Here is a 23,472-nt window from a genome sequence, read left to right as displayed (position 1 = left end):
CGAAGGTCATGGTGTTCACCTCCTTTCTTCGGTCGCCGGGTCCCGCCGGCGGGTTCGCCGGGGGAGGTCTGAGGCGGTCAGGCCGGGTCCCGCAGGAGGAACCGGATCATCGCGTCGGCGAGCGCCGCGCCGCCCGGCTCGCCGATGGGGAAATGGCCGCCGCCGGGCACCTCGACGTAGTCGAGGTCGTCCGAGCGACCGGCGCGGCGCAGGAGGCCGACCAGCTCGCGGGACTGCTCGACCGGAACCACCTGGTCGCCGGTGCCGTGGATGATGTGCAACGGGACGGCCAGGCGCCGGTGCAGGTCGCCGAGATCGCGCGGGCCCAGCGCGTCGACGTGCACGTGGTCGCCGCCGAGTCGCGCGACGAGCCGCCGGGTCGGGTGCGACGCCTGCCGGTGCAGCCGCTGTCCCGACAGGAAGGGGGCGACCACGGCGACCCTGCCGAACAGCTCGGGGGCGGTGGCCGCGGCCAGCAGCGCGAGGAACGCCCCGTAGCTCGCGCCGTACAGCATCGGCGGCGGGAGCCCGGCGCCGGCGCGGGCCTCGGCCAGGTCGCGGGCTAGGGCGTGGACGTCGTCCAGGTCGGCGCCGCCCCAGGCCCCGTCGATGCGGGCACGGTACGGCTCTCCGTAGCCGGTGCTGCCCCGCTGGTTGGGGGCGACGACGGCGATGCCCGCCTGCGCGAACCACTGGAACTGCGGCTCGAACTCTAGCCGCCAGTGCGCCTCCGGGCCGCCGTGCAGCGCGATGAGCAGATGCCGGGCGTGCCGCCAGTCGTCGCCGTACACCACGGCCTCCATCGGTTCCCCGGCGCCGGTCAGCCAGACGGCGCGGCCGGGAACCCACGGCGTGGGCCGGGGCGTCGCGGGGTCCCCGGCGCGCACGAGCTCGCCGGGGATCGTGGGCGTGCTGACCGACACGTACAGGCCCGCCGGGTTCCACACGGCCTCCCGGTTGATGATCCCCACGGGAGTCGTGAGGCTCTCGGCCCGGTCGGTGTCCACGTGGTAGCCGAGCAGCCGGCTGGTCGCCCCCTGCTGCACTCGCAGCGCGAGACGTTCCCCGGTGGGGTCGATCGCGATCGGGGCCACGGTGCCGTCGATGGCGTTGAGCCCGGCGGGGAAGGTGACGTCGCCGCCCGGCGTGGCGCAGGCGACGCCGAAGTGGCCGGGGGCGTCGCTGGCGAGCACGAGGCGACCGCTGACCGGCGAGGCGAGCAGCAGGTGCTCGCGTGCCTGTGCGGACGCGCCCGGCAGCGGCGTGACGTCGCCGCCCAGCGTGTCCACGGCGACCGGCCGAGCGGTGTCGCCGGTGAGGTGGGTCATGCCGAGGCGGCGCCCGGCGGTGTCGAGCGGGAAGCCGCCGGCGAGCATCCCCTCGACGGTCGCGACGTGACTCACCCACGGCTCGTGGGGGAGCACCAGGAACAGGTGGCTCCTGACCAGCGCGTCGTCGAAGACCACGGCGTACGCGAGGACCTGCCTGGGTGGTGCCGCCAGCAACTTGGCCGACGTCCAGTCCAGGGTCCGCACGTGCCGGTCGGCGGCCGGGGACAGCAGGTGCAGGCGGTAGTCGCCCGGTGCGCCGCGCAACACGGCGATCTGGTCCCCCGCCACGGGCACGGCACGGGTGTAGGCGGTCTCGTCGTCGCTGAGCAGCCGCCACCTGCCGCCGGGCAGCCGCCGGACTTCGAGGGCGAGCCGCTCCTCGCCGTACGGGGCCGTCAGGCAGGTCACCGTCCGTCCGTCGGGCGAGGCCTGGAACGCGGTACGGAAGCGCATGCGGTCCACCAGGGCGGTGGCCGGAGCGATCGTGGGCGCGGTCACCTGGCTCCCTCTCCTTGCGGGATCGCGGGGAGCCACATGCGCGGGCCACCGTGGTGCAGCCGCGTCAGCAGCGCGAGCAGCCCGCTCAGCCCGGTGTTGTAGCTGGCGCTGACCCCTCGGCCCGGCGCGTCGGCGACGAGCAGGCGGCCCGCCTGGCGTACGGGACGGGCGAGCGCGCAGGAGGCGAGCTCCGCGGCCTGGTCCCGATAGCGGGGCTCGTCGAGTGCCTCGGCCAGGTCCAGCAGGAAGTCGGCGTCTCCGGCGAGGCCGTGGCAGGCGGCGGGAAGTGCCCGCCAGCGGTTGCGGTACACGGCCACCGCGGCCTCGCGCGCGAGCCCGGCGAAGCGGTCCTCACCGGTGACGGTCGCGAGGCGCAGCAGGAAGGTGCCGATGCCCGAGGAGCCGCTGCACCAGTGCGCGAGAGGAGTCGCGTCGTGCGGACCCGCGGGCCACCACGCGGCCCCGTCCTCTCGGACGGCCAGCCCCGCGAGGGTGGCGCCGGCCTCGACGGCGAGCGCGACAAGGTCCGCGCGTCCGCCGGCCGCCCCGGCGGTGAGCAGGAACGTCCCGATCCCGGCGACGCCGTGTGCGAAGCCGTAGTGGGTGGCGCCGGCCAACTCCGAGCGGAGGCTCGCGGGGATCGGCCAGTACACGCCGCCGTCGCGGCGGGTCACGGCGGCGGCCAGCCCGTCGGCGCAGGTCAGGGCGCGCTCGCGGAAGGTCTCCACGCCGGTGGCCCGCCACAGGTGAAGCTGGGTGAGGCCGGCTCCGGCAGCGCCGTGGCACACGTCCGGGTTCGGCCAGACCAGCGGCACGGCCTTGGCCTGGGCGAGCGCCACGGCGGCCAGATCGTCGTCGTCGAGCGCCCGGGCGGCGTCGTGCAGCGCCCACGCGGCACCGGAGCGGCCGAAGTACAGGCCGGGCAGGACGCGGTCGTCGCCCGCGAGCCTGTCGCGGATCCACCCGGCGGCGCGCCGCAGCGGGTCTTCCAGGCCACCGCCGAGCAGGGTGTGGGCGCGGGCGAGCACCCCCAGCGTGCCGGCCGCGCCGTGCTGGACGTTGAGCGGGTCGCTGTCCGCGTCGTAGTGCCACAGCCGGGCCTTGTCAGGGGTCATCGTCTCGGCGACGAACGCGAGCCCGTCGCGCAGCACCGACTCGTGCCGGGCGGCCGGCACGCGGGCGTCGCCGACGCGGGCCGGCGGGGCGGCGGGCGGGTCGACGTCCCGGAGGAAGTCACGCACGCGGCGCAGAGACCAGCGCGCGCCGGAATCGTCCGCGAGCAGCCCGAGCAGCAGCGGCCGCAGCCGCCGCACCGCGCCGTTGGTCACCGCGGCGATCCTGACCAGCTCCTCCGCGGGGCCGGCGCCGGGATGTCGCGGCCTGCCGTCCACGACGTCGTACGAGGACGCGGGCGGGGTGCCCCCGGTCAGCAGCGAGAACAGCAGCGCGCCGAGCGCGTATCTGTCGACCGCGAAGTCGGGGGCCGGTCCGGGCCGCATGGCGTCGATCTGTTCCGGCGCGGCGAACCCCGGGGTGTAGGCGGGCTGGACGAGATCGCCGGGCCTGGCCGCCATCTCCAGGTCGATCACGCGGACCTCGCCGCCGGGTTCGACGATGACGTTGGTCGCCGTGAAGTCGCGCAGCGCGTACCCCGCGCCGTGCACGCGTTCGAGGGCGCCGGTCAGGCGGCGCGCCATGTCGAGCACCACCGGCCAGGCCGGTTCGAGCGTGTCCAGGCCGTTGTGCGAGATCTGCTCGTGGCTCCAGGCGGCGAAGGTGGATCCCGTGACCTGTTCCTCGGCGAGGAAGAGGTCGTCGTCCTGCCGGAACAGCTTCACCGGACGCGGGGTGACGCCGAGGCCGGCGAGATCGGCCAGCACCTCCGCCTCGTAGCGCAGGCGGTCCTGCACGTCGTTGCCGGAGAGCCCGGAGTCCACGTGCCGCCGGGCCTGCTTGACGACCACGGTGGCGCCCGTCTCGGTGTCGGTGGCGAGGTACACGCCGCCGCGGTTGGCGTGCCGGATCGCCTCGTAGACCTTGAACCGGCCGTCGAGGAGCACCGCTTCCGGCGCGTCGCCCGCGGGCGGTTTCGCGGGGTCAGGCAGGGGCGCGGTCGCCCACGGCGGCGGGGTGAACCACGGATCGCGCCGGTCCTCGACGAGATCGCCGGCCGGGGAGACGATCACGTGCCTGATCCGCCCGTCGTCGTCGCGCTGGGGGAGCCCGCGGAACGCGCCGTACCGGTAGTGCACGAGGCTGCCGGGCAGGTACGGCCGGTCGGACAGGATCTGCGGGCCGGGAAGGCCCACGGTGGCCTCGTGCAGGCCGGCGGCGACGCGGCGGAAATGGTCGTCGTCGAGCGGGTAGGCCGTGATGAACTTGCCCGCGCCGCCGCGCGGGGTGTGCGCGCCGCCGAGTTCCAGCACGCGGGCGAGGGTGGGGGCGAACTTGAAGGCGCAGCCGTGGCGCACGAGCACCTGTGCGGCACGCCGCAGCACCAGTGGGGCCGCCAGCGCCGTCGTCGACACGTGCAGCTTCCAGCCCTGCGTGCGGTAGCGGTACCCGTGCGGTTCGACCGCGCACCACACGTCGCGGTCCCGCGTGACCCAGCCGTCCGCGTCCTCGCGGTCGAGGATCGTGCGTACCACTTCCGCGAGCGGGAACCCGTCGTCCGGTTGAGATTCGGCTGCCGCGCTGACCATGACGCCCCCCAGAGTTCTTTCGTGTCCGTCGAACAGGGGTAAGGCTGTCCGGCGGGACCACCGGGGCACATCCGTACGCTCCACCCGGTTTGCGGCGGGGGCGTGGCGGCGAGCGGGTAGGGGCGGCGGCCGTGACCGCCCGGCGCCCGGATCACCCGGCGGCTCGGCGGTTCACCGGCTGGGCGGTGGAAGTGCGCTGGTCAGCGGGTCGAGCGCAAATATGGGTACTCAGCACCCATGTCCGGCTGATCGCGGCCTGGCACAGTCGTCGCCATGCCCGGAACGCCGACTCTCGCCCCGTCACCGGTGATCGCACCCGCCTGGTGGACGCCCGGTCTCAACCTCGCCGAGCGTGCCGTGTCGCCGGTCGCCCCCGACGCGGCCGAGGCGCCCGAGTGGGCCACCGTCACGGAGCGGGTGCTGGCAATGGACCCCGGCGCTCGGACGGCTCCGGACGGCTTCGGGTCGATCGTGCGGCCGTTCGCCGCGCACGCCGAGCGCGAGCTGGCCGAACGGCTGCCGCCCTCGCGGGGCACGGTGGAGGTCGAGGCCGTCCTCGACGCCTTCGTCCAGCAGCTGAGCGCCCGGCTGGTCCGTACGGCGAGCCGTACGCTGGTCCTCGAACTCCACCGGGCCAGGAAGGCAGGCCGGCTCGGCGGGGCCACGCCCGAGCAGCGGTTCGCCGACTTCGTACGCCTGCACTCGACCCCCTCGGGTCTCACCGGCCTGATGTCCGAGTACCCCGTGCTCGCCCGGCTGCTGGCGCGGATGAGCGGGCAGGCCGTCGACGCCACCGCCGAGCTGCTGGAACGCTTCACCGCCGACCGCGGTGCGATCGTGGACCGGCTGCTCGGCGGCCGGGATCCCGGCCCTCTCACCCGCCTCGCCGAGTCCGGCGACCGTCACAGGGGCGGCCGTGCCGTGGCCGTGCTGCACTTCGCCACCGGGGCACGCGCCGTGTACAAGCCGCGCGCCGTCGCCGTGCACGAGCACTTCAACGACGTCGTCCGCTGGCTCAACTCCCTGGTGCCTGGGCTCGGGCTGCGCACCGTCGCCCTTGTCGACCGGTCGGCGTACGGCTGGGCGGAGTTCGTCCACCCTCGGCCCTGCGAGAGGCCGGCCGACGTCGAGCGGTTCTACCACCGGCAGGGCGCCCTGCTCGCCCTGCTGTACGCCCTCAACGGCACCGACATGCACTACGAGAACGTGATCGCCTGCGCGGACCAGCCGGTTCCCGTCGACGTGGAGACGCTGCTGCACCCGGCGCTTTCCACGGTGACCGATCCCGCCGCCGCGGCCCTGTCCGCGTCGGTGATGGAGACCATGCTGCTGCCGTTGTCCCTGGTCGGCGATCGAGGGGCGGCCGACATGTCCGGGCTCGGCGGCGACCACAGCGCCGTGTTCCCCGTCGACGTCGTGGAGTGGGACGCGCCGGGCACAGACGAGATGAGGCTGGTGCGCCGGCCCGCCCGGTTCACCGGCGGAGCCAACCGGCCGAGGCTCGACGGGGACTCGCCGGACCCGGCCGACCACCGTGACGCTCTGCTGTCGGGGTTCCGGGCCGCGTACGACGCGATCGTCGCGCACCGCGCCGATCTCGCCGGCCCGCGCGGCCTGCTGCACCGGTTCGCGGACGACGAGGTGCGCGTGCTGACGCGGCCGACCCACGTGTACGCGTCGCTCCTCGACGAGTCGACCCATCCCGACGTGCTGCGCGACGGGGTGGAGCGGGACCGTGTGCTGGACTACCTCGCCCCGGCGACCGCCGAACCCGTGCACGACCTGACGCTCGGCCACGAGCTCACCGAGCTGTGGAACGGCGACGTGCCGCTGTTCGGCACCCGGCCGGGGAGCCGGGACCTGTGGACCGGGTCGGGCGAGGTCGTGAAGGGAGTGCTCAGGAGGTCCGCCCTCGACGCGACCATCCTGAAGATCCAGAGCATGGGCCCGAGCGACCGGTGCGACCAGGAATGGATCATCAGGGCCTCGCTCTCGACGCGCCGTGCCGACGCCGGCCACGAGAGCGGAGAGCCGGTCCGGACCGTCCCGTCAGGCGCCGTCCCCGATCGCTGGCGTCTGCTCGCCGCGGCGTGTGGCCTGGCGGACCAGATCATCGGCCGTGGCTACCGGGACGGCACACGGGTCAACTGGCTGGGGCTCGAACCCGCGGGCGGACACCGGTGGACGCTCATGCCGCTCGGCGCGGGACTGGCCACCGGCTACAGCGGCACCGCCCTGTTCCTCACCGAGCTGGCCCACGTGACCGGGATCCAGCGGTACGCCACCGCGGCCCGCCGGGCACTTGCGCCGTTGCCCGATCTGCTCGCCGCCCTGGCCGCCCGGCCTGAACATGTCCCGGCCATCGGCTGTGGTGGTTTCTCCGGATTCGGGGGGATCGCCTACGCGCTCGCGCGACTGGCCGATCTGCTGGACGACGCGGTTCTGTCCGACTGTGCCGAGACCGCCGTACGGCTCGCCGCCCTGGCCGTGGAGACCGACGACGATCTCGGCGTCGCCGACGGCAGCGCGGGATGCCTCGCGGCGATGCTCTCCGTTCACGAGCTCACCGGGTCGCCCGCCGCGCGGCGTACGGCCACGGCCTGCGCGGACCGCCTGCTCGCGCACCCCGCCACCTCCGGCCTCCCCTCCGGCTTCGCCGCGGGAACGGCCGGTGCCGGCTGGGCGCTGCTGCGGTTCGCCGCGTCCGGCGGCGGTGACCGCTACGCCGAGCACGGCCGCGAGCTGCTCACCCGCTCGGCTTCTGAGCTACTGACCGGCTCGGCATCTGAGCTGGTGACCCGCTCGGCTTCTGAGCTGGAGACCGGCTCGGCTGCGAGCCTCACCTCGGCACCATCCTGGTGCCGTGGCGCTCCCGGCGTGGCCCTGGCCCTCGCCGACAGCCCCGCGCTGCTCGCCGACCCCGCGATCTCCGCGCTCGTCGACCGGGTCGTCACCGGCATCCCACGAGGGGGGCTGCTGCCCGACCACAGCCTGTGCCACGGCGAGGCGGGCCGTCTCGACCTGCTCGCGGTCGCGGCGGAACGCGGGCGCACGCCGGCCGTGATCGCGCTGCTCCAGCAGGGGGGCGCCCTGCTGGCGGCCCTGGAGAGGTACGGCCCGAGATGCGGCACCGCCGACGTCGCCGGCCCCGGCCTGTTGCACGGCCTCGCCGGAATCGGGTTCGCGCTGCTCAGGCTGGGCGCGCCGCACCAAGTTCCCTCGGTGCTGCTTCTTCGGGCACCGGGGCGTCAGAGGGGCACCTGAAGATCGGGCGCCCATGTTCCTAAAGGGGGAGAAGGCAGTATGGAGAACAGTGATGCCGTTCCGTCGACGGCCGAGCGCGGTGCCGACGACGCGAACGCGGGGGAGCACCCCGCGGGGGAGATCAAGATCAGCGTGCTGAGGCGCGCGACGCTTCGAGCGGGGCTGCTCGCCGGGGCGATCGGGCTGGGGGGCGGCACCACGGTGGACCCGGGTAACAGCACCCATTCAACCGTGTTCATGTGATCTGGTGACGAGGGCGCCGGGCCGTCACCCGGCGCCCTCGTCGCGCGGATGCAATCGCGAATCGATCGTTCGTCAACCTCCCTGATCAAGCCTCGGATCATGCGCGTTTTCTCACCTGTCCTTGTCGGTCGTGATGACGAGCTGGAATTGATCGGCGATCGGCTGGCCGCCGCCCGCGACCGGCGCGGTGACACCGTCTTCGTCCTCGGAGACGCCGGCATCGGCAAGACACGGCTCGTGGGAGAGAGCGCCCAGCACGCCGCGGAGAAGGGCATGGTGGTGCTGCGCGGTCGCGGGAGCGCGGTCGGCCCGGCGGTGCCGTTCCGGGCGGTCACCGAGGCGCTGCTCTCGCTGCCCCGCGCGGGCGGCATACCGCTCGACGACCCCGATCTCGCGCCCTACCGCCCCGCTCTCGGCCGGCTCGTCCCCGACTGGCGCGAGCACGCGGCACCCGGCACAGGGGAGTCGGTGATCGTGCTCGCGGAGGCCGTGCTCCGCCTGCTCGCGGTCGTCGGCCGCGACCGCGGCTGCCTCCTGATCCTCGACGACCTGCACGACGCCGACGCCGAGACCCTGGCCGTCGCCGAGTACCTCGCCGACAACCTCGCCGACCAGCCGGCCCTCCTGCTCGCCACCCTGCAACCTGGCTCGCACGCCGCGGGGGACGTGAGCCGCGCCGCGGTCGTCCGGCGGGCCGCGACGGCCGTCACCCTGCGCCCCCTCGGCACGGAGCACGTGAGGGCTCTTGCCGCCGCCTGCCTCGGCATCGAGGCCGGCGCACTGCCAGGCCCCGTCTCCGACCGGCTCACCCGCGACGCCGACGGCATCCCCTTCATGGTCGAGGAACTGCTCGGCGACCTGCTCGACCGGCGTGTCCTGGTCCGGGACGGCAGCGCGTGGCGCCTGACCGCGGCGCCCGGCAACGACGTGCCCTCGAACGTCACCCGCGGCGTCGCGCAACGGGCGACGGGTCTCGGCCCCGAGACGCAGGAGGTGCTGCACCTGGCCGCCGTGCTCGGACGCCAGTTCCCCCTGGAGGCCGTCCGCGCCGTCCTCGGGCTCGACGAACGCGTGCTCTTCGGCCACCTGCGCGCCGGCGTCGACGCCCAGCTCCTGGTTCCCGATCCGGCCGTGCCCGACTGGTACGCCTTCCGCCACTCCCTGATCGCCGACGCGCTGCTGGCGGTGCTCCCCGCGGCGGAACGCGCCTCGCTGGCCCGGCGGGCGGCCGATGCCATCAGCGCCGCGCACCCCGGGCTGCCGGACGACTGGTGCCAGTTCGTGGCGGGACTACGCCTGACGGCCGGCGACGCGCACGCCGCCGCGCTGCTGCTGGCGGAGGCGGGCAGGCGTGCCCTGGCCACGGGCGCCACCGCGTCCGCGGCGACCCTTCTCGAACGTTCCTACGAGCTCGCCGACGGTACCTGCGCCGACGACCGCGCCCGGATACTCGAATCATTCCTCCAGGCCCTGGCCGAGGCGGGCCAGGCCGACCGGGCCTTCTCCGTGGCCGCCCGGGCCACCTGGGCCAACGTCGCGACGCTGAGCGCGGAACCGCACGTGGCGCTGCACGCCAGGCTGGCCTGGGTCGCCGTCGTGACCGGACGCTGGGCCGAGGGCGCGGCCTCGGTGAAGACCGCGCGCGCCGTGCTCGGATCCGCGCCGGAGCCGGGGCTCATCGCCCGCATCGACGTGGTCGAGGCCCACCTGATCCTGAACGACGGCCTGGGCCACGACCGCGCCGTCGAGGCGGAGCGACTCGCCCGCCACGCCGTCACGTCCGCCATGGAGGCGGGGCTGCCCGAGGTGGCCTGCCAGGCGCTGCAACTGCTGGCCATGATCGCCCGGCAGCGCGGCTTCGACGAGGCGGACGCCCATCTGCGCCGCATGCTCGCCGTCGCGGAACAACATGATCTCCGCATGTGGCAGATCAACGCGCTGTTCCGGCTCGGGGTCAACGAGAGCATGCGCACGGGCGAGCAGGTCCGCCTCGAACAGGCCCAGCAGGCGGCCAGGCAGACGGGCGCGATCATGCTCGGGTACAGCATCGACGCGGTCTTCGCGATACGAGCGGTCATGCACGCCGAGTTCGACGTGGCGCGGGCGCTCGCCGATCGTTGCGCGGCGGCCACCGCCCGGCTGCGCAACGCCGACGACCACCAGTTCGCGGTGCTGACCGCCGCGGCCGCCGCCGCCCACCAGGCCAGGCGGCAGGAGATGGAGTTCATGCTCGGTGAGTTCGGCCGGCTGGGCGGCGCGCGCACCCAGCAGGCCCCGCTCGTCTCCGGTTTCTGCCAGGCGACGTGCGCCCTCCTTGAGGAGGACAGGCAACGGGCGATCGACGAGCTCGACCTGGCGTGGGCCTGGGAGGAGGACAACCCGCCGGTCTTCTTCCTGACGGGGCGCTACGGTCTGCGGCCGTTGCTCGCGGCGCTGCGATCCGCCACGGACCTCGCGGAGTACGAGGCCGTGGCCGGCGATGCAGCGGCGGAGCTGCGATGGAACCGGCAGTTCCTCCACCTGACGCAGGCGGTCCTCCTCGGCAGGTCAGGCCGCCACGACGCCGCCGCCTCGGCGGTCGCGGAAGGGATGCGGGCCGCGGCCCCGTACCCCATGGCCGGCCACCTCGGGCTCAGGCTCGTCGCCGAGGCCGCCCTCGCCGACGGCTGGGGCGACCCGGTGACCTGGCTGCACACCGCCGAGGAGTACTTCCACAAGGTCGACGTCCCCGCCGTCGCGGCCGCGTGCAGAGGGTTGCTCCGCAAGGCGGGCATCACCGTGGCGCAACGCCGCACCGGCCATGACCGCATCCCGGCCGAACTCCGCAAGCAGGGCGTCACCGTGCGTGAGTACCAGGTGCTCGAACTGCTCATCGACCGCCACACCAACCACGACATCGCCCACCGCCTGCACCTGTCCCCCCGCACTGTCGAGAAGCACGTCGCGAGCCTCCTCGCGAAGACCGGGCACCCCAACCGCGTCGACCTGGCCCTCTACGCGGCCGACCTTCACTAACCGCAAGGACCACCGGCGACGCGGGACAGATACAGCGGTAGTAGTCAGCGGCGTCGGCAGTAGTCAGCGGCGTCGGCCCCCGGCCGTGCCGTCGAGGACATCTCCTTAGCCGTAGAAGCGGAGATCGTGTTGCCGGGTACCGTGTGCCCGCACAAGATGAGGTGGTGGATGGTCTTGCCGGGGTCGTCTCCCCGGAGGCGTGGGGGAGTCTGGTCTCGGCGGGTGTGCCGCGGACGTACGAGCCGGGTTCGACGGTGCTTCGCCAGGGTGACACGGCGACGCATGTGCTGCTGCTCCTTGCCGGTCGCGTCCGGGTGTCCAGGGTGGCCGCCGACGGCACCGTGCTGGTGCTCGCCGTACGCGGCCCGGGCGAGCTGCTCGGCGAGATGGCGGTCCTCGGGGACGACGACCGTTCGGCCACGGTGACGGCGATAGACAGGTGCGAGACGCGGTCGATTCCGGCGGCCCGGTTCGTCGGGCTCGTCCGTTCGCTCGGGCTGGAGGGCGAGCTGCTGCGCCATGCCATGAGGCGGATACGTGAGGGGGAGGAGCTGCGCGCCGAGCTGGCGGCGTTGCCCGCCGGGCAGCGCATCGCGCACGCTCTGATGAGGCTCGGCGTTCCGCTGACGGACGCCCGCGTCTCGGTGGACGTGGGCCTCGACCAGACCGAGCTAGGGCAGGCGACCGGGCTGTCTCGCAGTACGGTCGCGGCCGAGCTCGCGCGGCTGAGAGAACAGGGTTTGATCGTCACGGCGAGGCGCCGGATCGTCGTCACTGATGTCCGTGCGCTCCGCGAGCTTGCCGGTGGGTGACGCTTGCATTCCCAAATCGGGCCAATGTCTGGTTTCCGACAGATGGCTGCCATTCGGTATCGCACAGTGTGCCCCAGATGACAGGAGGATCTTCAATGTCCGAGATGAGCCCGTACCGCGCGCTTCTGACGGTGGACGCGTCGGGTTACGGCCAGCAGCCAGATGCCCTGCTTCCGTTCGTCCACCACGAGATCCACACGGCCCTGACGAACGCCTGTGAGCGCAGCTCGCTGAGCGAGCCGTGGGAGTCGGTGTCGCTGTTGCAGAGGCCGGGGGACGAGCTGGTCGCCCTGCTCCCCGTGGAGACGCTTCCCCTGCTCGTCCACCCTTTCCTCGACAACCTGCAGGACGAGCTGGCGCGCACCGACCAGAGGGTCTTCGAGCAGGACCATGGCCCCCGGTTGCGGCTGCGGGCGGCGGTGCATGTGGGGTCGCTGCAGGAGGACGGCTCGGTCACGACGGGCATCGCGCGGGCGGTGAACGACATCCACCGGCTGCTCAACTGCGAGCCGCTGATAGACGCGCTGTGCGACAGCGACCCCGACGTCACCTTCGTCGCGGCGATCATCTCGTCGGAGGCGTTCAGCAGGTACGTGGAGGAAGGGCGGACGAGCCTGGATCCGTCCCGCTTCACGAAGGTCCGGGCGCGGGTGAAGAAGTTCGACCACCCGGCCTGGCTGTACGTCCCCCGGCCGTCCCAGGCCCCAGAGCAGGCGGCTCCACCCGCACCCCAGGAAGGCGTGCATTAAGGAACCTGCACCAGATCCTTGTCTCCTGAATGCCGGTGGATCAGGACAGGACCGCGCATAGAGCGGTCGTGTGGACAGTGACGGGCCAATTGTTGGGGTTGGTGGCCCGATAACCCCAGGTGTTCCGCAGCTTGCCGGTTGATGGGTCCAGGCTCAAGCCCGTGTAGCCCACCAGCATGTTGTCTTCGAGGTTCCAGTGGTCGGCACGCCCGTAGGCGTACCCCCCGCTGAGGGGCAGCTTGCCCTCCGGACAGGTCACTACGGCATCTCCCTGCTGGTGGGCGCCGATCGTGACGGTGCGCTCGACCATCTGCAGTCCGGAGATGCCCGCCTCGCCCTTCGGCCCAGCGGGTCCCACCGCCCCCGATGGTCCAGTGGGTCCTTCCGGTCCCGTCCTGTTCCAGGAGATCTCCTTCTCCCCGGCCATGCAGCCTCCCGGAAGGGGGGTGGGGCTGCCGGTGGGAACCACCGCGAGCGACTGCGGAGACGTCGATGTGGGGGTGGGGTTTGGCCTCTGCGGGATACGCACCGTGCCATTGCCGTTCACGCATGCGATGATCTCGTCGCTTTCGGCCGCAACTGTGGCGACCGCCACACCCGACCAGCCGACGAACAGCCCTATTACCGCGCCGATGGCCAGTGACCCCTTGCTTACTCTCACCGCTGACTCCTTAGTAGCTGAGGTTTACTGCGGAAGTTGCGACGAAGTGCGGTTGCTGACGGCTGACGGCGTCTTTGGTATGCCAGAGATATTGCGATATGCCGAGGGTGGCGGTCTGACCGCTGGGGCAACGCGCCGAACAGGAGCGGCTCCGCTTCGAGGCCGCGGCACTGTTCGCCAACTCGAACTCAGGGTCAGGTCGTCCACCCACGAACGCATACTCACCGAGTCGCGCTCTTCGGCCTGATGATGACGCCCGACGGCCCGGAACGTTGGCGCGGTCTCACCTAGTGGCAGGTCACCGCGTCCTTGACCGATGGCGGGCGGGAGGGGTGAGCCTAGGCAGGCCGAGGTACGGAAGCCCATAGGGGGAGTTTGAACCACCGGGGCACGGCGCGGCGTAGCGCTTCGGGACCGTGCACCTCGACCGCGTGGGTGCCCAGCGCATCCGACCAACCCAGGTCGCCGCGCCAGACCTCGGTCATGCTGCGCAGGTCGGCGGTAACCGTCACGGTCACGGCGTGGCCGGGGTCTGTGTCGCAGACGTCGACCTCCTCACGTGTGATCACGAGCCACCAGTGGCGACTCGTAGGTGGCACGTCCGGGAATTGGAACTGGATGACCGTCCGCCCGTCCGGAACGGCGGTCTGGTCGACGTTGCGGTGCATGTCCCACAGCAGCAGCTTCGGGTCCAGATCCTCGTCGCCCAGCTCTCCGATCCAGCGGATGCCCCAGGAGGCGAGCGCCTCGACCACCGGCCGCAGCTCGTGGCCGGCCTGGGTCAGGACGTATCGCACATCGTTGTCCTCGACACGCCTGTGCACGATGCCGGCACGTGTGAGCTGGTACAGCCGTCGGGACAGCAGCGTGGGAGACATACGCGGCAGACCGCGACGCAACTCGTTGAAACGCTCGGTCCCGCACACCAGTTCGCGGATGACGAGCAGCGTCCAGCGGTCGTCGAGTAATTCCATGGCCTTGGCGACCGGGCAGAACTGGTGATACGAGGAGCCCATGCCCGCAGTCTAGGTTCGGCGGCCGACGCGAACACTGACCACCGAGTCCGGGTTCCAGTACAGATCGTGTACTAGATAGCGGACTTCTCCTTTCTTACCGTCGACCCCAGACCACCGGGGGATGACGACGAGGGAGAAGCAGATGAACGTACAGAGCGTAGAGGCCGACCGTGTCCTGAAAGCCAAGCATCGCGACATGTGGGCTCTGGGCGACTATCCCGCGGTCGCCGCCGAGATCATCCCCGATCTGGGCGCGATCCTCGTCGAGGCGTGCGGGGTGGGACGTGGGGACCGGGTGCTGGACGTGGCCGCCGGGTCGGGCAATGCCGCCATTCCCGCGGCGCTGGCGGGGGCGAGCGTGGTGGCAAGCGACCTGACCCCGGAACTGCTGGAGTCGGGACGGGCCTTGGCCGCGCGGCGCGGTGCGGAGGTCGAGTGGCGGCAGGCCGACGCGGAGGCTCTGCCGTACGCCGACGGCGAGTTCGACACGGTCCTGTCCTGTGTCGGGGTCATGTTCGCTCCCCACCACAAGGCCGCCGCCCGCGAGCTGATCAGGGTCTGCCGGCCGGGCGGGACGATCGGCCTGCTCAGCTGGACTCCCGAGGGGTTCATCGGCCAGATGTTCGCGACGATGAAGCCGTACGCGCCCGCGCCTCCGCCCGGCGTGCAACCTCCTCCGCTATGGGGTAGCGAAGACCACGTCCGTGAGCTGCTCGGGGGCTCGGTCACCGATGTCGTCGCGCGTCGGCAGACGGTCACGATCGATCGGTTCGCTCATCCCGGCGAGTTCCGCGACTACTTCAAGGCCAACTACGGCCCGACCGTCGCCGTCTACCGAGGGATCGCCGGGGACCCCGACCGGGTCGCCGCACTGGACCACGACCTCACCGAACTGGCCCGCCATCATCTGCGAGGAGAGGACAAGACAGTGATGGAGTGGGAATACCTCCTGCTCACGGCACGCAAGCACGACTGACGGCCAGAAACCACAGAGGCCCGGTTCGTGCACCGGGAAGCCCTCGGCCGCGGCCGAGGGCTTCCCGTGCTTCCGAGGGTCGGGGTCAGAAGTCGAACTCGCCCTTCTTGGCACCGTCGATGAAGGCGTCCCAGACACCGGCGCTCACCACGAAGGGCGCTCGCTCGGGAGCCTCGGTGTCCCGCAACCCCACCCGACCACCGGACAGCGGCGCGACCTCCAGGCAGTTTCCCTGGTTGGGCCCGCTCTTGGCGGCCTTGCGCCAGGCCGCTTTCTGCAGCTCGTCACTCAGGTCCATAGCTTCTCGGCCTCCCTGATCAAGTCGATCGACACAGAGTGCGGCTGTGCCTGAGCTCGTACAGTGTCGTAGCTGCTCTGAACCATTTTGACGTCTTCAGGGCGGTTTGACACGTGCCCGTGAGTCGCGGATTCGATGTACACGGTATCCGGACTATCCGGAAGTTGCGCGATGACGAATCCTCCCAGCAGCCCCGTAGTGACGCCGAGAGCTGTAGGCACGACTTGGATGCCGATATGCGGGGACTCGGCCGCTTCCAGAAGTCGCTGGACCTGGCGTCGCATGACCTCTTTGCCGCCGATCGGCCGCGCCAGCACTCCCTGATCTATCACAGCCCAGAGCATCGGCGGGGAGTCGCGAATGAATATTTCCTGGCGTTCCAAACGAGTGACCACAGCCTTCTCGACCTGCGCGGCGGTTATTCCGGCTTCGCCGCGAATGACCATTCGCGCGTACTCTTCGGTCTGGAGCAGACCTGGAATGACCAACGGTTCCCACGTGTGGAGCGTGTGAGCCTCCTGTTCTATGTCGAGCCATCCACGGAACCACCGAGGGCTTGCGTCGCGGGTGAGCTGTGCCCACAGGCGGACGATCTCCCCTCCTGCCTCTAGGGCGTCGTCGCACCGTTGTGCCAGGTTACGGCTGGGCGTGCGCTCGCCTCGTTCGACGAAGCCCAGCAGACTCCGGCTGAACTGCGTTATTTCGGCCAGCCGCCCTTGAGTGACATCAGCCCGTCTGCGGCGCTCGCGAAGCTCGGCACCGAAAACGGCTAGGGGCTTCTCGGCTGGGTCGTGCTCCAACAACATGGACATTTTGGCTCCGTCCGGCGAGGGAAGACTGCGCGGCCACGGAAATGGCACACCCAAGACACAAACTGTCTCAGTGGTGTGCCTGGGATTTCGCTTCAAAACGTAGCCGGGTGAAGGCACCCTGTGAGGGGATTCGGGAAATCGGGAATCCGTACGAGGAGCTTGCGCCTACCTATCGAAGTGCGCCTCTGTTGCCATCACAAGAATCACCGGATATGTCCGGATAAGAGAGGTCAGAAATGAAGGTCGAGCCACAAGGAGGTGTAGCCCTCATGGGTGATCGACGTATCTCGCGGATACCGGCTTGTCACCGGTTGGAAAGCCGGTTCGTGGTCGCGATCCACCTACGTGCGCCGGGCCGCCCGCCGTACACGGCGCCGACTTCACCGCCCCACGACTCGCCGACCCGGCGCCGTACACGACAGGCGTCTGCGGCGCAGTGAAGACCAGCACGGCCCCGCAGAATCACCCCGCCCTACCGGGGGTAACCCCGCCCTCCCGGGGGTAACGGGGGACGCCCCGTACAACCGCTGTCAACGTGCAGGACGGCCCTAGGAGGACTGTCCCCTCCCTGAGGGCAACGGGGCCGGCCCGTACACCTCACCCGAAGCCTGTGACGAACGGCCGCACATGAAACGGGGCTCGCCTCGGCGGGTGACCAGCCGGCGCGCACCCAGGCGATCGCCGTGACCGACCACACCCGCCCGTACACACACCCCCACCGCCCCCCCGAGGAGTGACCATGCTCAACATGCCGGACGGCTCGCGTCGCGTCTGCTGGGACGTGCCCCACGATCTGTCGATGGTCGGCAAGACCCGGGGCATGGTCAACGAGATCCTCACCGCCTGGGCCCTCCGGCATCTCGCCGACGACGTCGTCCTGGTGGCAGGCGAGCTTCTCGCCAACGCGATCACCTACGGCGAACCTCCGGTACGGCTCACCCTGAGCGCCGGGACCGGCGAGCTCCACCTCCAGGTCACCGATCACGGCCCCGAACAGCCCCGCCACCTCCACCTCAGCCTCGAAGCCGTTCACGGCCGCGGCCTGACCATCGTCGAAGCCCTCGCCCACCAATCAGGCGTCACCCAGCTCCCCGGCACCCAAGGCAAGACCGTCTGGGCCCGCTGGCGCCTTCCCCCTCGCCTACCTCGCCTGAGCGAAGCGGGCCGCGCGGGAGGCGCTGGTTCGGCGGGCGCGAGCCGTACCGAGCGGAGATGACGACATGAACCAGCCTGGCACCCCGATTGTTCACCAGGGTCTGCGATGATTTGTCCTGGTTTGTGATCACGTATCGGGGAGGGGTGCTCAGGTGGCCGTCGTGCACGGTGCCCTGGATCATCGCTATCGCGGCGAGCATCCTCTGCGGACGCTGGCGTACCTGTTCCGCGAGGACCGGAACAGCATCGCGATCGCGTGCGGCGCGTTCATGGTCAAGCACAGCCCGACATGGCTGCTGCCGCTGATCACCGCGAACATCATCGACGTCGTGGTAGGGCACCTGCCCATCTGGCAGCTGTGGGTCAACACCGGCGTCCTGCTCGTGCTCCTGATCCTGAACTACCCGTTCCACCTCGCCTACGTCCGCCACCTCAGCGGGGCGATCCGCCGGATGGGGACGAGCCTGCGGTCGTCGCTGTGCCGCCGCATGCAGCAGCTCTCCATCGGCTACCACTCCCGCGTCAGCGCCGGGGTGCTCCAGACCAAGGTCATCCGCGATGTGGAGAGCGTCGAGCAGATGCTCCAGCAGGCGGGCGACCAGGGCCTGGCGGCGCTGTGGATGCTCGGCGGCGGGCTGGTCGTGATCGCCGTGCGGGTGCCGGCCGCGCTGCCGGTCTTCCTCCTCGTCGTCCCGACGGCGGCCCTCCTGGTGATGCGGATGCGGGACCGGCTGCGCACCAACAACGAGAGCTTCCGCCAGGAGGTGGAGCAGCTCTCCTCGCGGGTGACCGAGATGACCCACCTCATTCCGATCACCCGCGCGCACGGCCTGGAGCAGGACGCGCTCAACCGGGTCGACGGGACGCTGTCCAAGGTGCTCCGCACGGGCCTGCGGCTCGATCTGCTCAACGGGCGGTTCGGCGCGCTGGCGTGGATCACCCTCAACGCCCTCGGCGTCGGCTTCCTCGCCACGTCGGCGTGGGTCGCGTACTACCAGGTTCTGCCCATCACCCCGGGCGACGTGGTGATGCTGAGCACGTTCTTCGCGACGCTGACCTCCTCGGTGACCACGCTGATGAGCCTGACCCCGGTGATCAGCAAGGGCCTGGAAGCCGTACGCTCCATCGGCGAGGTCCTTCAGGCGCCCGACCTGGAGAACAACGCGGGCAAGGCCGAGATCGACTCCGTCCGCGGCGTGGTGGAGTTCCAGGACGTGACCTACGCGTACGAGGGGAACCGGCAGGCGGTCCGCGACTTCAACCTGACCGTTTCGCCGGGTGAGACCGTGGCGCTCGTCGGGGCCTCGGGCGCGGGCAAGTCGACCATACTCAACCTGGTCATCGGCTTCCTGCGGCCCACCTCGGGACGTATCCTGCTGGACGGCCGCGACATGGAGACGCTCGACCTGCGCACCTACCGCCGGTTCGTCTCGGTCGTGCCCCAGGAGTCGATCCTGTTCGAGGGGAGCATCCGGGACAACGTCCTGTACGGCATGCGGGACGTCTCCGACGAGACGCTCAGGATCGCCCTGCGGGACGCCAACGCGCTGGAGTTCGTCGACCGGCTTCCCGACGGGCTCGACACGGTCGTGGGCGAGCGCGGCGCGCGGCTGTCCGGGGGGCAGAAGCAGCGCCTCGCGATCGCCCGCGCGCTCATCCGCGACCCCCGGGTGCTCATCCTCGACGAGGCGACGTCCGCGCTCGACACCAGGTCCGAGGCGCTCATCCAGCAGGCGCTGGCGCGGCTGGTCGCCGGTCGCACGGTCTTCGTGGTGGCCCACCGCCTGTCGACCATCCGTACGGCGGACCGCATCGTCGTCATGGAGGACGGCCGCGTCGCCGAGGTCGGCACGCACGACGAGCTGGTCCGGCGGCGCGGCCTCTACTCGGGACTCCAGGCCGCCCAGCTCGGATGAGGGCGGCCGGAAAACGGATTGCCTGTTCGGGGGCCGCCTCACTACCGTCGAAGTCCTCTGCCCCGCGTTCGATCGGAAGATAGTCATGCTGTGGCGCGCCCTAGCTCGCCGCTTCCCGGTGCTCGCCATCCGCGACTTCCGGCTGTTGCTCGCCGATCGCCTGCTCGCACCGGCCGCGTTCGCGTTCTCGCTGGTCGGCGTGTCGTTCGCGGTGCTGGACATCACCGGGTCCACCGCCGACCTGTCGTACGTGCTGGCGGCGCAGATCGCGCCGTCGCTGGTGTTCACGCTGATCAGCGGGGTCATCGCCGACCGCATCCCCCCGCAGCGGGTCATCGTCGCGGCCAACGTCATGATCGCGGTGGGCGAGGGCACCTTCGGGATCCTGGTGCTCACCGGTCAGGCAGTCCTGTGGCAGATGATCGTGCTGGAGACGCTGACCGGCGTGGGCATGGCCGTCTTCTGGCCGGCGTCGCAGGCCCTGCTGCCCAAGATCGTGCCTGACACGCTGCTCCAGCAGGCCAACGCCATCAGCAGGCTCGCGATGAACGGCGCCCAGATGGGCGGGGCCGCCGTCGCCGGAGTGGTCGTCGCGGCCGTCGGGCCGGGATGGGCCCTGTCCGTCTGCGGCGTCGGCCTGCTCGGCACGATCCCGATGCTGCTCGCCATCCGGGTGACCGGTCACGAGCGGGCTCGCGACGCCGGCATGCTCGGGGAGCTGCGCGACGGCTGGTCGGAGTTCGTCTCCCACACCTGGCTGTGGGCGATCGTCGCCCAGTTCGGCGTCATCATGATGGCCTGGTACGGGGGCTTCCAGGTGCTCGGCCCCGCGGTGGCCAAGGCCCATCTCGGCGGTTCGGCCGCGTGGGGCGCGATCGCCGCGGCGGAGGCCCTCGGCCTGATCATCGGGGGTGTGCTCTCCCTGCGCTTCACCCCGAGCAGACCCATGCTGTTCGTGGTCTGCATCGGCGCCGCCATGGCGATCTCGCCGCTGTCGCTCGCCATGCACTGGCCCCTTCCCGCGCTCTGCCTGGCCGCGGTGTTCCTCGGGGTGATCATGGAGATCATGATGGTCCAGTGGAGTGTCGCATTGGCCCGCAACGTGCCGCCGGGCAAGCTGGCCCGCGTCTCGGCATACGACGCGCTCGGCTCCGTCATGGCCATGCCGCTCGGCGCGCTGGTCGCGGGGCCGATCGCCGCGAAGGTCGGGCTCTCGGCCACGCAGTACGGCGCGGCGGCGCTGATCGTGGCGGCGTCGGCGCTCACCCTGCTGTCGCGCGAGGTGCGCACCATGCGTTCGCCCGTGGACGCCGGCACGGCCGGCGAGCTGTCGGAGACGCGCGCCTGACCCGCGAGGCCTCGCGGGGTGTGTACGCGGATCTTAAGTGCTGTGCGCGAACGTCTCGGGGGTCGCGCACGTTCGGCATGTCAGAGAAGGTCGTACGCCGAGAAAAACATCGAGCCATCTGGAATCATGACATGTCCTATATAGTTAGCAAAGGTAATGACTCATGCTAACGAACACTCCAAAGACGGGGCGCCTGTCGGACCTACGCAGCGACGCCGGGCTGGCGTCCGCGCTGCGCGTCTCCCTGGCGCGGCTGACCAGACGGCTGCGGCGACAGGCCGGAGCCCACACACTGACCCCCACCCAGCTCGCGACGCTCGCCGCCGTCGAACGGCACTCAGGGATAACCCCTGGCGAATTGGCCGAGCTGGAAAAGATGCAACCCCCCTCGATGACCCGGGTGATCGCCGCGCTGGCGGAGCGGGGGCTGCTCGCCCGTACCCCGCACCCGACCGACAGGCGCCAGGTGACCGTCAGCGTGACGGAGCACGGCCGAGGGCTCCTGAAGGAGGAGCGCCGGGGCAAGGAGGCGTGGCTCGCCCAGCGGTTGAAGGAGCTGACTCCCGAGGAGCGGTCGACGCTGCGGGCGGCGGCGCCGATCCTGGAGAAGCTTTCCCAGATGTGACCCGCCCACAGGCTGTGGACGAGGACGCCGGAGACCCTCCCGAACCAGTGGCGCGAGCCGTGGAAGCGCTGGCGGAGATCGAGGAGGCCGAGCTCCGTGAGGTGCAGGCCGACGAGACCCGGGGCGTGCAGGCCGAGGAGGCGCCGGCCGCCCGGTCGGCCGCCCGGTCGGGCGGCGGGATGTTCCGCTCGTTGCGCAACTACAACTATCGCCTGTTCGTCTCCGGCAGCGTCGTGTCGAACGTCGGCACCTGGATGCAACGCACCGCCCAGGACTGGCTGGTCCTGGAGCTCACCCATGGCAGCTCGGCCGCCCTCGGCATCACGACCGCCCTGCAGTTCCTGCCGGTGGTCCTGTTCGGCCTCTGGGGCGGCATGCTGGCCGACCGGTACCCGAAGAGGCCGCTGCTCATGGGCGCCCAGTCGCTCATGGGCCTGCTCGCGCTCACGATGGGCCTGCTGACGGTCACCGGGCACGCCCAGACGTGGCACGTCTACGTGATGGCGTTCATGCTCGGGCTGGTCTCGTGCGTCGAGGTGCCCACGCGTCAGTCGTTCGTCGTCGAGATGGTCGGCCGTTCCGACCTGTCCAACGCGATCGCCCTGAACAGCTCCACCTTCAACCTCGCGCGCGTCGTCGGCCCCGCCGTCGCCGGCCTGCTGATCTACGCCCTGGGCGGCACCGGTCCGATCTTCCTGCTGAACGCGGCGTCGTTCGCGGCCGTGATCACCGGTCTGTTCCTGATGCGTTCGTCGGAGCTGCGCACTCCGGAGCCCCTCGCCCGGGCCAAGGGGCAGCTTCGCGAGGGCCTGCGGTACGTGTGGCAGCGCCCCGAGTTGCTGATGCCGATCCTGCTCGTGGCGTTCGCGGCGATGTTCGCGACCAGTTTCTCGATGAGCATCGCACTGATGGCCAAGCAGGTGTTCGGCCAGGACGCGTCGTCGTTCGGCGTGGCGTCCAGCGTGTTCGCGGTCGGGGCGCTGGGCGGGGCACTGCTCGCCGCCCGCCGGGCGCGCCCGACACGCCGTCTGCTGGTCGGCGGGGGCGTCTGCTTCGGCGTCGCGCAGATCGCCGCCGGGTTCGCGCCCGCGTACCCGATCTTCCTGATCCTGCTGGTACCCGCGGGCATGGCGATGATCACGACGAACACCGCCGCGAACTCCGCCGTCCAGCTCGCGGCGTCACCTGAGATGCGTGGCCGCGTCATGGGAATCTATGTTCTGGTGTTCACGGGTGGAGCCCCCATCGGCGCGCCGCTGATCGGGTGGGCCGGCGAGCTCGCCGGGCCCCGCCTCGGAGTGGTGATCTGCGGTGTGATGTGCCTGGTGGGCGTCGGTCTCGCGATCCTGCTCACCAGGTTCGCGGCGGGAAGGACACGCGGTGCGGTTGTTCGTGGCGTTGTCGCCTCCCCCGGAGGCGCTCGCTGAGGTGGCGCGGGTCGTCGCCTCCCACAGCGAGGCGTGGCCGGAGCTGCGGTGGGTGGCGCCCGAGACCTGGCACGTCACGATGACGTTCCTCGGCGAGGTCGCCGAGGAGGTGCTGCCGCGCCTTGAGGTACGGCTGGCGCGGGCGGCGGGCCGCTACCCCACGATGACGCTGACCTTCGGGGGGGCGGGCGCCTTCTCCTCCGCCGCCCGCGCCCGGGTCGTCTGGCTCGGCCTTTCCGGCGGAGGCACCGCCCTGCCCCGGCTGGCCGCCTCGCTGGCCGCGGGCGCGCAGCGCGCCGGGGCCGTCCACACCGACAGGAAGCCGTTCCATCCCCATCTCACCCTCGCCCGCTCCCGCGCCCGTACGGGCACCGACGCGCGGGGGCTGGTCGAGTCGCTGGGCTCTTTCGGCGGTACGCCCTGGCGCGCGGACTCCGTGCACCTGATGCGCAGCCACCTCGGGCCGTCCGTGCGTTACGAGACTCTCGGGTCATGGCCACTGGCAGGACGCGACTAGGCTCCTGTGCGTGGACCGTCCCCGTCGCTGGCTGCTGCCCACGGTGCTCGCCCTGCTGGTGATCATCGTGGTGATCGGCGCGCTGCTCTCGTAGAGCCGCCCCGGCC

Annotated in this window: 18 protein-coding genes; 12 read left to right on the top strand and 6 right to left on the bottom strand. The window is 71.3% G+C overall.

Features of this window, described 5'->3' with window-relative positions; all coding sequences use genetic code 11:
* Positions 1 to 77: 77 nt before the first annotated feature.
* Together OG589_RS33915 and lanL are read right to left on the bottom strand one after the other, a co-directional pair.
* Complete coding sequence (locus OG589_RS33915) at positions 78 to 1,829, bottom strand: alpha/beta hydrolase family protein (protein ID WP_405142223.1); 1,752 nt, start codon at positions 1,827 to 1,829, stop codon at positions 78 to 80.
* Complete coding sequence (gene lanL / locus OG589_RS33910; protein WP_405142222.1) at positions 1,826 to 4,531, bottom strand: class IV lanthionine synthetase LanL; 2,706 nt, start codon at positions 4,529 to 4,531, stop codon at positions 1,826 to 1,828. Before lanL ends, OG589_RS33915 begins: the two co-directional genes overlap by 4 nt.
* Before the next feature lie 273 nt (positions 4,532 to 4,804).
* Between lanL and OG589_RS33905 the strand changes: the two genes are divergently transcribed.
* The 5 genes from OG589_RS33905 (at position 4,805) to OG589_RS33885 (ending at position 12,614) form a co-directional block, all read left to right on the top strand.
* A complete protein-coding gene (locus OG589_RS33905) occupies positions 4,805 to 7,795 on the top strand; it encodes a type 2 lanthipeptide synthetase LanM family protein (RefSeq protein ID WP_405142221.1) in 2,991 nt (996 codons plus the stop codon).
* A gap of 39 nt (positions 7,796 to 7,834) precedes the next feature.
* Positions 7,835 to 8,038, top strand: coding sequence for a hypothetical protein (locus tag OG589_RS33900; RefSeq protein ID WP_405142220.1), 204 nt, complete (start codon positions 7,835 to 7,837; stop codon positions 8,036 to 8,038).
* 99 nt (positions 8,039 to 8,137) lie between these two features.
* Positions 8,138 to 11,053, top strand: coding sequence for a helix-turn-helix transcriptional regulator (locus OG589_RS33895; protein WP_405142219.1), 2,916 nt, complete (start codon positions 8,138 to 8,140; stop codon positions 11,051 to 11,053).
* A gap of 164 nt (positions 11,054 to 11,217) precedes the next feature.
* Positions 11,218 to 11,865: a Crp/Fnr family transcriptional regulator gene (locus OG589_RS33890; protein WP_405142218.1), complete on the top strand. Its 648-nt coding sequence runs from the start codon at positions 11,218 to 11,220 to the stop codon at positions 11,863 to 11,865.
* A gap of 95 nt (positions 11,866 to 11,960) precedes the next feature.
* The gene (locus OG589_RS33885) at positions 11,961 to 12,614 is read left to right on the top strand and encodes a hypothetical protein (RefSeq protein WP_405142217.1); all 654 of its coding nucleotides are present in this window, start codon (positions 11,961 to 11,963) and stop codon (positions 12,612 to 12,614) included.
* Between the two features lie 40 nt (positions 12,615 to 12,654).
* Here OG589_RS33885 and OG589_RS33880 read toward each other — a convergent pair whose 3' ends face one another.
* Both OG589_RS33880 and OG589_RS33875 read right to left on the bottom strand, forming a co-directional pair.
* The gene (locus tag OG589_RS33880) at positions 12,655 to 13,275 is read right to left on the bottom strand and encodes a hypothetical protein (protein ID WP_405142216.1); all 621 of its coding nucleotides are present in this window, start codon (positions 13,273 to 13,275) and stop codon (positions 12,655 to 12,657) included.
* A 338-nt stretch (positions 13,276 to 13,613) separates the two neighbouring features.
* Positions 13,614 to 14,291 carry a winged helix-turn-helix transcriptional regulator gene (locus OG589_RS33875; RefSeq protein WP_405142215.1) on the bottom strand — a complete coding sequence of 226 codons (678 nt, stop codon included), beginning with the start codon at positions 14,289 to 14,291 and terminating at the stop codon, positions 13,614 to 13,616.
* Positions 14,292 to 14,433: 142 nt separating this feature from the next.
* Here OG589_RS33875 and OG589_RS33870 point away from each other — a divergent pair, with 142 nt between their 5' ends.
* A complete protein-coding gene (locus OG589_RS33870; RefSeq protein WP_405142214.1) occupies positions 14,434 to 15,267 on the top strand; it encodes a class I SAM-dependent methyltransferase in 834 nt (277 codons plus the stop codon).
* 85 nt (positions 15,268 to 15,352) lie between these two features.
* On the opposite strand, the gene OG589_RS33865 is transcribed toward OG589_RS33870, so the two are convergent.
* Positions 15,353 to 15,565: a DUF397 domain-containing protein gene (locus tag OG589_RS33865; RefSeq protein WP_405142213.1), complete on the bottom strand. Its 213-nt coding sequence runs from the start codon at positions 15,563 to 15,565 to the stop codon at positions 15,353 to 15,355.
* Complete coding sequence (locus tag OG589_RS33860) at positions 15,556 to 16,377, bottom strand: Scr1 family TA system antitoxin-like transcriptional regulator (RefSeq protein WP_405142212.1); 822 nt, start codon at positions 16,375 to 16,377, stop codon at positions 15,556 to 15,558. The genes OG589_RS33865 and OG589_RS33860 overlap by 10 nt, the downstream gene beginning before the upstream one ends.
* A gap of 739 nt (positions 16,378 to 17,116) precedes the next feature.
* Here OG589_RS33860 and OG589_RS33855 point away from each other — a divergent pair.
* The 6 genes from OG589_RS33855 (at position 17,117) to thpR (ending at position 23,365) form a co-directional block, all read left to right on the top strand.
* Positions 17,117 to 17,593, top strand: coding sequence for an ATP-binding protein (locus OG589_RS33855; RefSeq protein ID WP_405142211.1), 477 nt, complete (start codon positions 17,117 to 17,119; stop codon positions 17,591 to 17,593).
* 91 nt (positions 17,594 to 17,684) lie between these two features.
* Positions 17,685 to 19,448 (top strand): ABC transporter ATP-binding protein, encoded by a 1,764-nt coding sequence (locus tag OG589_RS33850; protein WP_405142210.1) that lies wholly within the window; start codon positions 17,685 to 17,687, stop codon positions 19,446 to 19,448.
* Between the two features lie 85 nt (positions 19,449 to 19,533).
* The gene (locus OG589_RS33845; protein ID WP_405142208.1) at positions 19,534 to 20,796 is read left to right on the top strand and encodes an MFS transporter; all 1,263 of its coding nucleotides are present in this window, start codon (positions 19,534 to 19,536) and stop codon (positions 20,794 to 20,796) included.
* 163 nt (positions 20,797 to 20,959) lie between these two features.
* On the top strand, positions 20,960 to 21,421 hold the full coding sequence (locus tag OG589_RS33840) for a MarR family winged helix-turn-helix transcriptional regulator (protein WP_405142206.1): 462 nt from the start codon (positions 20,960 to 20,962) through the stop codon (positions 21,419 to 21,421).
* Complete coding sequence (locus tag OG589_RS33835; protein WP_405142205.1) at positions 21,418 to 22,848, top strand: MFS transporter; 1,431 nt, start codon at positions 21,418 to 21,420, stop codon at positions 22,846 to 22,848. The genes OG589_RS33840 and OG589_RS33835 overlap by 4 nt, the downstream gene beginning before the upstream one ends.
* Positions 22,802 to 23,365: an RNA 2',3'-cyclic phosphodiesterase gene (gene thpR, locus OG589_RS33830; RefSeq protein WP_405142204.1), complete on the top strand. Its 564-nt coding sequence runs from the start codon at positions 22,802 to 22,804 to the stop codon at positions 23,363 to 23,365. Before OG589_RS33835 ends, thpR begins: the two co-directional genes overlap by 47 nt.
* The last annotated feature ends 107 nt before the right edge of the window (positions 23,366 to 23,472 follow it).

Source organism: Sphaerisporangium sp. NBC_01403 (genome assembly GCF_045040145.1).
GTDB classification, from domain to species: domain Bacteria; phylum Actinomycetota; class Actinomycetes; order Streptosporangiales; family Streptosporangiaceae; genus Sphaerisporangium; species Sphaerisporangium viridialbum.
This window is presented reverse-complemented; position numbering and strand designations above follow the sequence as displayed.